The sequence below is a fragment of the Cellulomonas bogoriensis 69B4 = DSM 16987 genome (assembly GCF_000767165.1).
GTDB lineage: Bacteria > Actinomycetota > Actinomycetes > Actinomycetales > Cellulomonadaceae > Actinotalea > Actinotalea bogoriensis.
On record NZ_AXCZ01000443.1, the window covers coordinates 1 to 556 of the forward strand.

General features: G+C 67.3%; 1 protein-coding gene. It reads right to left on the reverse strand.

Going from position 1 to position 556, the window contains the following annotated elements:
• Window positions 1-556 (reverse strand): nucleotide sugar dehydrogenase (locus N869_RS15925; protein WP_035063349.1); only part of this gene is annotated, 556 nt, incomplete at both ends.

Sequence of the window (556 nt, forward strand, 5' to 3'; positions counted from 1 at the left end):
TCTGCGCGGGGGATCAGGTGGCCGTTGGCTGACCAGGTGCTCACGTGGGGGTCGTGGTAGGTCAGGTGGGCGCCCAGGTCGATCAGGGCCTTGGCCAGGTCCACCGCGGGGGACTCGCGCTGGTCGGTGATGTCGGGCTTGTAGGTGACGCCCAGCAGCAGGATGGTCGCGCCCTTGGTGGCCAGCCCGTCGGCGTTGAGGATGTTCTGGGCCCGGTGGGCCACGTAGGTGGGCATCGTGGCGTTGATCTCCTGGGCCAGCTCCACGAACCGGAACGGGTACCCCAGGCGGGTCCGGACGTTGTAGGACAGGTAGTTGGGGTCGATCGGGATGCAGTGACCCCCCACCCCCGGGCCCGGGTAGAACGCCTGGAACCCGAAGGGCTTGGTGCGGGCCAGGTCGATCACGTTCCACAGGTCGATGTCCAGCTCGTGGCAGAACCTGGCCATCTCGTTGACCAACGCGATGTTGATGTGCCGGTAGGTGTTCTCCAACAGCTTGGCCGTCTCGGCCTCCTTGGTCCCGGCCGCCGGGACCACCGTGTCGATGAACCGGG